This is a genomic window from Vibrio marinisediminis (assembly GCF_014050145.1).
GTDB classification, from domain to species: Bacteria; Pseudomonadota; Gammaproteobacteria; order Enterobacterales; family Vibrionaceae; genus Vibrio; species Vibrio marinisediminis.
Map to the genome: position 1 here is coordinate 1 of NZ_JACFYF010000385.1, position 231 is coordinate 231.

Genomic DNA, 231 nt, shown 5'->3' on the forward strand with positions numbered 1-231 from the left:
TCGCGCTTTATGGCGTCGCTGCTCTGACGCGCCTGCTTGCACGGCTTTTCGGCGGCCATGGGAGCTTTTATGGCGCACGCCTGACACTCTTCTGGAGCCTGCTGGTGATCTCGCCCCTCGTTCTGCTGCTTGGACTCGTGTCGGGCTTCATCGGACAGGGCCCGGCACAAAACGCCACGGGGCTGTTGCTTCTCGGAGCGTTCCTCTAAATCTGGGGGAGTGGACGATGGG

The 231-nt window shown here is 62.3% G+C and carries 1 protein-coding gene; it reads left to right on the plus strand.

Going from position 1 to position 231, the window contains the following annotated elements:
• The coding region (locus H2O73_RS24420) for a hypothetical protein (RefSeq protein WP_220457795.1) at positions 1-209 on the plus strand (209 nt) is incomplete at its 5' end.
• Between the last annotated feature and the right edge of the window lie 22 nt (positions 210-231).